At 63.0% G+C, this 7,914-nt stretch carries 9 protein-coding genes; 4 read left to right on the top strand and 5 right to left on the bottom strand.

Features of this window, described 5'->3' with window-relative positions:
- The first annotated feature begins 266 nt into the window (after positions 1-266).
- From BGO16_RS12250 to BGO16_RS12240, 3 genes are all read left to right on the top strand, one after another.
- Complete coding sequence (locus tag BGO16_RS12250; protein WP_292619022.1) at positions 267-869, top strand: shikimate kinase; 603 nt, start codon at positions 267-269, stop codon at positions 867-869.
- 62 nt (positions 870-931) lie between these two features.
- Entirely contained in the window at positions 932-2,083 is a 1,152-nt protein-coding gene (gene aroB / locus BGO16_RS12245; protein WP_292619021.1) for a 3-dehydroquinate synthase, read from the top strand.
- Positions 2,084-2,210: 127 nt separating this feature from the next.
- Complete coding sequence (locus BGO16_RS12240) at positions 2,211-3,563, top strand: hemolysin family protein (RefSeq protein ID WP_292619020.1); 1,353 nt, start codon at positions 2,211-2,213, stop codon at positions 3,561-3,563.
- Between the two features lie 217 nt (positions 3,564-3,780).
- On the opposite strand, the gene BGO16_RS12235 is transcribed toward BGO16_RS12240, so the two are convergent.
- The 3 genes from BGO16_RS12235 to BGO16_RS12225 form a co-directional block, all read right to left on the bottom strand.
- On the bottom strand, positions 3,781-4,101 hold the full coding sequence (locus BGO16_RS12235; RefSeq protein WP_292619019.1) for a PilZ domain-containing protein: 321 nt from the start codon (positions 4,099-4,101) through the stop codon (positions 3,781-3,783).
- A gap of 3 nt (positions 4,102-4,104) precedes the next feature.
- Entirely contained in the window at positions 4,105-5,238 is a 1,134-nt protein-coding gene (locus BGO16_RS12230) for a DUF2336 domain-containing protein (RefSeq protein WP_292619018.1), read from the bottom strand.
- 388 nt (positions 5,239-5,626) lie between these two features.
- On the bottom strand, positions 5,627-5,902 hold the full coding sequence (locus BGO16_RS12225) for a BolA family protein (protein WP_292619033.1): 276 nt from the start codon (positions 5,900-5,902) through the stop codon (positions 5,627-5,629).
- Between the two features lie 109 nt (positions 5,903-6,011).
- On the opposite strand from BGO16_RS12225, the gene BGO16_RS12220 reads away from it, so the two are divergent.
- A complete protein-coding gene (locus tag BGO16_RS12220) occupies positions 6,012-6,671 on the top strand; it encodes a DnaJ domain-containing protein (protein ID WP_292619017.1) in 660 nt (219 codons plus the stop codon).
- Between the two features lie 25 nt (positions 6,672-6,696).
- Here BGO16_RS12220 and BGO16_RS12215 read toward each other — a convergent pair whose 3' ends face one another.
- On the bottom strand, positions 6,697-7,008 hold the full coding sequence (locus BGO16_RS12215; protein ID WP_292619016.1) for a polyhydroxyalkanoic acid system family protein: 312 nt from the start codon (positions 7,006-7,008) through the stop codon (positions 6,697-6,699).
- Between the two features lie 13 nt (positions 7,009-7,021).
- Positions 7,022-7,690, bottom strand: coding sequence for a DedA family protein (locus tag BGO16_RS12210; RefSeq protein ID WP_292619015.1), 669 nt, complete (start codon positions 7,688-7,690; stop codon positions 7,022-7,024).
- Positions 7,691-7,914 lie beyond the last annotated feature (224 nt).

Genomic DNA, 7,914 nt, shown 5'->3' with positions numbered 1-7,914 from the left:
GGTTTCTAGTGGAGTTTTGAATTTGACATTCGCCTGACACGTTCGCTGCAAAGTGGGTAGCGAATGTCAAATTCACTCCACTAGAGAGTACCAACATGTTCGCCGGGTCGGTGCAAGAGTCTCTGGCACCCCCCTCGACGGGAGTAGTATAGCTGGCGAGACGAGGTGGTCCAATCTCGGGTCGGCATCCGTTCCACTTAATCGGATGTCGGGAATCCGGGGCCGGATCAACTCAACGCCTTCAACCGCGTTCCGACAGGTGCCTTTTGACCTCCGAAACCGTTTCACCGGCCAGTGCGGGCACGTCCCCGGAGCGCGCGATCGTCGCGGCGCTCGGCGGGCGGTCACTGGTGCTTGTCGGGATGATGGGGGCCGGAAAGTCCACGATCGGCCGGCGGCTTGCGACGCGCCTTGCGATGCGGTTCGTCGACGCCGATGCCGAGATCGAACTCGCCGCCGGGATGTCGATTCCCGAAATTTTCGAAACCCATGGCGAGCCGCATTTCCGTGACGGCGAGGCGCGGGTGATCGCGCGGCTCCTGAGCGGCGGGCCGGTGGTGCTCGCGACCGGCGGTGGCGCCGTGCTGCGCGAGGAGACCCGCGCGCGCATCGCCGAGCGGGCGATCTCGATCTGGCTCAAGGCCGATGCCGAGGTGGTCCTGCGCCGGGTCAGGCGTCGCGCCGATCGACCCCTGCTGCAAACCGCCGATCCCGCCGCGACGATCAGGCGTCTTATCGCCGAGCGCCAGCCCGTCTACCAACTGGCTGATCTTACGATCGCATCGCGCGACGTGCCGTATGAACGGATCGTCGATGAATGCATCGGCCTGCTTCACCACCGCCTGACCGCCGCGGACCGGCGGAACTGAAGCCGCCCGGACCCCGACGACCGACCGAAAGACTTTGACACCAAAGGACTTGATCCAACGCGATGACTGCTCCGCTGAAAACTCCCGACCCGGTCACGGTCGATGTCGCGCTCGGCGACCGTTCCTACGACATCGTGATCGGCCGAGGCATTCTGCCCTCGCTCGGCGAACGAATCGCCGCGCTACGGCCCGGTGCGCGGGTGGCGATCGTGACCGACGAAAACGTTGCGACCCATTGGCTGCGGCCGACGGAGGCGGCGCTGCAAGGCGCCGGCATCGCGACATCGCGGATCGTCGTCGGCGAAGGGGAGGGGTCGAAAAGCTACGAAGGCCTCGAGTTTGTCTGTGAAGAACTGATCAAGGCCAGGATCGAGCGCAACGATCTCGTTGTGGCGCTCGGCGGTGGCGTGGTCGGCGATCTCGCGGGCTTTGCCGCCGCGATCGTTCGCCGCGGCGTCGATTTCGTGCAGGTGCCGACATCGCTGCTGGCGCAGGTGGATTCATCGGTGGGCGGCAAGACCGGCATCAATTCCCCGCAGGGCAAGAACCTGATCGGAGCTTTTCATCAGCCGATTTTGGTGGTCGCGGACACCGCCGTTCTGGACACGCTGTCGCCGCGCCAGTTCCGCGCCGGCTATGCCGAGGTCGCCAAATACGGCCTGCTCGGCGACGAGCCGTTCTTCGCGTGGCTGGAAACCAACCATGCCGACATCGTCACGGGCGGGGCGGCGCGCGAACACGCGATTGCCGCCAGTTGCCGCGCCAAGGCTGCTATCGTTGCCCGCGACGAGCGCGAGACCGGCGAGCGGGCGCTGCTCAATCTCGGCCACACCTTCGGTCATGCGCTGGAGACCGCGACCGGGTTTTCCGACCGGCTCTATCACGGCGAGGGCGTGTCGATCGGCATGGTGCTGGCCGCCGAATTGTCGTGCCGGCTCGGGATGATCGCGGAAACTGATGTGTCCCGCATCCAGCGGCATCTGGCGGCGGCGGGCTTGCCGACGCGGTTGCAGGACATCGCCGGTTTCAGGCAGGAAGGTCTGGCAGACGCGGACGGACTTATGGCGCTGATGGCGCAAGACAAGAAAGTGAAGCGCGGCCGCCTCACCTTCATCCTGCTGAAAGCGATCGGCCGGGCGGTCGTGGCGTCCGACGTCGAACCGGCGATGGTTCGCGATTTTCTTGCCGCCAAGCTCGCCGTCGCGCCGGCTTAGGACTTTCGGAATCAGAGAAGTTGGAATCAGCAGCGTGGCTCTGTTCTGACAGGACGCTTTTTCTTCGCGCGAACCGGTGCCCACTTCGCACGAAGACGTTATAGTCCGGCATGGTTATGGGCCCCCGATGAGTTCGACGCTCCTCCAGATATTGCTGGCATTGCTGCTGCTTGCCGCTAATGCGTTCTTCGTTGCGGCCGAATTCGCGCTGGTGAAAAGCCGCGGCTTCCGCGTCAAGGCCATGGTTGAGCGCCGCGCATTCGGCGCGCGGCTCGTGCATGACATTGTCGGCAACATCGAGGCCTATCTCGCCTGCTGCCAGCTCGGCATCACCATGGCGTCTCTCGGTCTTGGCTGGGTCGGCGAGCCTACGGTGGCGGCGCTGCTCGAACCCTTGCTGCGGCCGCTCGGCATGCCGGAACCGGCGCTGCGCCTGACCTCGTTCCTCACCGGCTTCCTGGTGTTCTCGTCGCTGCATATCGTGATCGGCGAACAGGTGCCGAAGACGTTGGCGATCCGCCAGCCCGAGCCGGTGTCGCAATGGATCGCCTATCCGCTTCACGCGGCCTATCTGCTATTTTTTCCGCTGAACTGGCTGCTCAATTCGGCGTCGCGCGCCATCCTGCGCGCGCTTCGCGTCAAGGAAGTCTCGCAGCATGACGTCTTGACCGGCGCGGAGCTGGAGGGACTGGTCGGCGAATCCGCCGAGCACGGCGGGATCGAAAGCGGCGAGGCCGAATACATCCAGAACGTGTTTCGCTTCGGCGATCTCGCGGTGTCCGACGTGATGGTCCATCGCACGGCGATGGTGACGATCAATGCCGACTTGCCGCCGGAGGAACTGGTGCGCGAGGTGCTTGCGAGTGAATACACCCGTATTCCGCTCTGGCGCGACAAGCCGGAAAACATCATCGGGGTGCTACATGCCAAGGATCTGTTGCGGGCGATCCTGGCCTCGGACGGCGACCTGTCGCGCATCAACGCCGGCGCCATCGCGTTACCGCCGTGGTTCGTGCCGGAAATGCGCCCGGTGTCCGATCAGCTCAAGGCGTTTCGCCGCCGCAAGACCCATTTCGCGCTGGTGGTCGACGAATACGGCGAAGTCGAGGGCATGGTGACGCTGGAAGACGTTCTGGAGGAAATCGTCGGCGACATTTCCGACGAGCACGACGTGGTGGTGGCCGGGGTCCGGCAGCAGGCCGACGGATCGGTGGTGGTGGACGGCTCGGTGCCGATCCGTGATCTCAATCGCGCCATGAACTGGCATCTTCCGGACGAGGAGGCGACCACGATCGCGGGACTGGTGATCCACGAGGCGCGCTCGATCCCCGAGCGCGGCCAGAATTTTACGTTTCACGGTTTCCGCTTCCGGGTTTTGCGCCGCGAGCGCAACCGCATCACCGCGTTGCGCATCCAGCCGGTGTCGCGCGAGGCGGAAGCGATGGAGAACAGACCGAGGCAGGCGCGAATGGCGCCTTAGGCGTTTTGAGACCGGTTCGCGTGAAGAAAACGCGTCAAATCACAATCATCACATCACAATCAGAGAGCCCCGCTTCTGATGCCCTCAGAAGCGGAAAGGCTCTAACGGTCAGGACGGCTTGCAACCTCCGGGAAGGCACGCAAAAGCGAATGCGCCCGATGTGCGGGCAAGCGGCGTTGTCGGTTGAAAGCGAAGGACGATCGCGGATTCCGGCCTGTCACGAATCGGATCTGGCGAGCGCGCGACCTTTCTTCTTCTTGCCGGTATCCTTGTCCTCGACGAACTTGACGCCGATCTCGTCGCCATTGATGCGGACGAGTTCGCAACGGCGAAAGGCCAGCCCGGTCGACGATAGCAGCAGGAAGAATTCCTTGAGGTTCAGTCCCTCGATCGAGTCTTTCACCTGAAGCCGCGCGCCGCTGTTGGAGATGTCCAGCAGGGTGCATGACCGTTGCCATGTTCCGTCGATTCCCATCATCAGGACGGTATAGCCGGTGGCGAACGTCACCCGATCTGCTTTTCGGTTGCCCCAACTCACGGCTCAGATGTCCGAAATGGCGACCGCCGTGTTCGGCGCATCGGCTTTCCTCGCCGAGCCGCGCGCCGACCAGAAGCGGATCGTGCGTTGGGCCGACGACAGTGAAAGCGCGTCGAACACCTCCCGGCCGTTCTCGAAGTCCTGCTTGTTCAGCGGACGGCAATGTGGCCGATTGCGCAGGATCATGCTGGTGGTTGACCAGTTGAGCCGGGCGGCCTTGCATGCGACGATCAGCCCGTCGGGACGCGGATTGCCGATCAGCGGCTCGATCGCTTCGGTTTTGACGGAATTCAAAAGCGAAAGCGCTGCGATGATGTGATTGTATTCGCCCTGCATCGCAAACCGGTTGATGGTTTGATCGCCAAGCTTTCCCGCCCGGTTCAGGGCAAGGACCATCGATTCCGATTCGGTGTAGTCTTCCGGCGCCAGCGCAGGTGATGCGATCTGTTCGACGACCGCGCGGATCGCTTCCTGAATCTTCGCTCGCATCTCCGGCGGCGCGACCTTCAGCAGGCGGTCGCGGACGGCGGCGCTGGCTCTGGAGAGAAGTTCGCGCAGCACCTTGAGCGGGATATCGATCCGCAGCCCCAGTTTCTCGGCAAGCACATCGTCCTTTTCGGAGCTTTCAACCAGGGTAGCGTAGCCGAATTCGGAGAAGCGGGCGCCCGCATTCTTGGCGAGCGCGTGGGAGACCTGCTGGTCGCCGCGCCGGAGCAGCACGTCGGTTATACCCTCGCTCAGCGAGTCACGGTGCGAGATGGCCAGCAGGTGCTGCGGCCCCCGCAGATTGGCGATCTCGATCAGGTCGCCTTCCGACAGCCGGGCGGATTTCGTCAGAACCGGGGCTGCGACGGATACTTCCTCATGATAGGCAAGCTGACGGACGGTTTCCCTCGGAGCGGTTTTCGAACCCGAAAGCGTGGTGCCGAGCTGCGCCAGCGCCCGCGTTTCCATCTGCTCCATGAGACGGACAAGGACGTCGTCGAAGACGCCGATCTGGTTTTCGTTCAGCCTGTCGGCATCGGACAGGAACAGATCGGTGACCTGGCGAAGCATCTGGAGCCGCCGCTCCGACGAGCCGCCCTTCACCGCACTTTCCAGTTCCACGATCAGCGCCGTTGAGGCTGCTTCGGACATTACACGATCCCAGCTGGTCAATCCCGGCGCGCCTACGCTCCATTGCGTTCGCGTTCTACCGTACGACGGCGGTATTTTGCTCCGATGTTCTGAGTAGCGGGTTAATTTCCCATAAAAACAACGTCCAAATTTATCGGCGGAAATGCTCGCAGGCCGTGCGTAATCGATTGCAATATTTCTAAGAAACCGGATGCGGGCGGAAAGCCGCCAAAGACTTTACTTGTCCCCGCTCCGGGGTGCGCCGCATGCGCAAATCGCGAAGGATCGGTTTGCCGGCGCGAAGGCGGGGCATTCATTAAGTCATTCATTAAGTATTGTAGGCGCGAAAGGCGCGAGGCAGGCCGGTTTCGTTGGAGTCCCAGATCCCGCGGCGGGTCGTCCGGCCCGTTCAGTGCTTCTGTTCGTCCGGCGCCAGCGCCCGGATCGCCAGCGCGTGGACGCTGCCCGCCAGTTCCTCCGCGAGCAGCGTATTGATCATGCGGTGGCGATCGACCCGGCTCTTCCCTTCGAACGCCCGAGACACGATATTAACCCGGAAATGCGTTTCGCCGCCTGGCCGATGGCCGGCGTGCCCTTCGTGAAGATGTGATTCGTCGGCGACGTCGAGGCTCTCCGGCGTGAAGGCCTCGTTCAGTTTCCTTGCGATGCTGTCTTTGACGCTCATGGCGCGCGACTTAACGCTCATCGCTCTTGTCCGTCAATGGCGCGCGCCTGACGGAATAAATGCGATGTCAAGACTTGAAGCGTAAAGCGTTGCGGTGTCAAAGATGGTCATGCCGATCGATACATCAAAATTCTTCGACAGCATCCGCATCAAGCCCAGGGCCGGCCCGAAGGCTGGTGCGAAGCAGCCGCGCGCGCGCGAGGAAGCGGCCGCTTGCGAGTGGCCCGGCTGCGAGAGCCGGGGATCACACCGCGCGCCGAAAGGCCGCGGCAACGAAGGTGGGTATTTCCATTTTTGCCTCGATCATGTCCGCGCTTACAACCAGTCCTACAATTTCTTCCAGGGCATGAATGCGGAGGCGGTCGCGCGTTACCAGAAGGATGCGCTGACCGGCCACCGTCCGACCTGGAAGATGGGCGCCAACGGCACCCGTGGCAAAGGCAAGACCGACACGATCGATCTCGACGGCACGGCCGATCCCTTCAGCATGCTCGGCGAACTCAATGGCCGCGGAAGGTGGCGGCCGGGCCCCGGGGCGGGGTCCGAGGCCAAACCCGAGACGCGCAAGATCTTCAACGCGGAGCGTAAAGCGCTGCAGGTGATGGGGCTCGGCGCCGACGCGACGCTCGAAACCGTCAAGGCCAAATACAAGATGCTGGTGAAGCAGCATCACCCCGACGCCAATGGCGGCGACCGCTCGACGGAAGATCGCCTGATCGAGATCATCAAGGCGTACAATTATCTGAAGACGGTGGTGCGCGGCGCCTGATGTTGGGCATGCCCTGACATCGGCTCTACTTCTTCTCCAGCATCAGCGTGCCCTTTTTCTGGATGACGCTCTGAATTCCGTGGGCCAGGCTGTTGAGCAGCCACGGCAGCGTCACTTCGAGACGGACATGATCCTCGAACACGTCCAGGAGGCCTGACACCTGCTGCTTCATCGCGGTGACGGAAAACGCCAGGCGGTCGCCGCTCCACACTTCCTCGTTGACCTGGATGAACTGGGCGTATTGCGTCCGGGCGCCGTCGAGTCCCGCCTTCATCCGGCGCAGCGCTTCATCCTTGCCGAGGCGATGCGGGATGGAAATCACGAGAGGTTTCGTCATGATTGATCCAATGTTAGCCGGTTCGTTCAGATGCGGTTTTGGCGGCTAAGTTAATGCCGCGCCGGCGGCGCCGCCACCATGTCGTGGCGCCGACGATCGCGGCAATGACGATCACCGTGGGGATCCAGATGAGCTTGCCGATGTGAGTGTGGTGGGGCAGTCCGCTATATTCATGCAGCGCCGAAACCGCCAGCACGCCGGGCAGGACGTGCGCGGGAGCCCAGAGCAGGACCGCCGGAATGTTCACCGCATAAAATCGCGACGGCGGCATCGCCAGCGCCCCGGCCGTGATCGGCACGAAGGCGCGGACCGGCGGCACGAACCGCGCGAAGAATACCGCGAGCGTACCCCAGCGGTTGAAGAACCCTTTGCTTTGCGCGACCACGCCGGGGTACCGGGACATCGGCCATGCACTGAGAATTTCATGTTTGGAGCGGTGGCCGATCCAGAACGCCGTCCCGTCGCCGAGCACGGCGCCGGATGCGGCGGCGGCCAGCACCGCCGCCAGTCGGAGGTTGCCGCCGGGAATCAGCGCGCTCAGCGCGAGAATGATGGTCGAGCCGGGCACTAGCGAACCCAGCACCGGAACCGCCTCGAGCAACGCCGCGAGAAATATCGTGAGATAGGCGAGCCAGGCGTGGGCCGAGACGAACGCAACCAGTGGGTCGATCAGTGAACTCACGAAATTCCGCTTTCAGCGTCCCGGGGGACCGATTTCCGGCTCCTTTAGCATACTCTGGGAGGGGTAACGCCCCCGATAGTTGAGGGTTCGGTCCGGCAAGACATCCGCGCAGCTTCCGCTGATTCGCCGGGCAGCCCTTCAAAATCCGCCGCCGGGGCATATCTTGATGATATCAAAAAGGAACTTTGATCGCGCAGTGGGCTTCTGCCGGCTTCCGCTCTCTG

The organism is Nitrobacter sp. 62-23 (assembly GCF_001897285.1).
Classification (GTDB): Bacteria; Pseudomonadota; Alphaproteobacteria; order Rhizobiales; family Xanthobacteraceae; genus Nitrobacter.
This window is presented reverse-complemented; position numbering and strand designations above follow the sequence as displayed.

What these genes read in the sequence shown, in the direction of transcription:
- aroB (WP_292619021.1), top strand. Translation starts at nt 932, where the DNA reads ATGACTGCTCCGCTGAAAACTCCCGACCCGGTCACGGTCGATGTCGCG.
- BGO16_RS12240 (WP_292619020.1), top strand. Translation starts at nt 2,211, where the DNA reads ATGAGTTCGACGCTCCTCCAGATATTGCTGGCATTGCTGCTGCTTGCC.
- BGO16_RS12230 (WP_292619018.1), bottom strand. Translation starts at nt 5,238, where the DNA reads ATGTCCGAAGCAGCCTCAACGGCGCTGATCGTGGAACTGGAAAGTGCG.
- BGO16_RS12225 (WP_292619033.1), bottom strand. Translation starts at nt 5,902, where the DNA reads ATGAGCGTCAAAGACAGCATCGCAAGGAAACTGAACGAGGCCTTCACG.
- BGO16_RS12220 (WP_292619017.1), top strand. Translation starts at nt 6,012, where the DNA reads ATGCCGATCGATACATCAAAATTCTTCGACAGCATCCGCATCAAGCCC.
- BGO16_RS12215 (WP_292619016.1), bottom strand. Translation starts at nt 7,008, where the DNA reads ATGACGAAACCTCTCGTGATTTCCATCCCGCATCGCCTCGGCAAGGAT.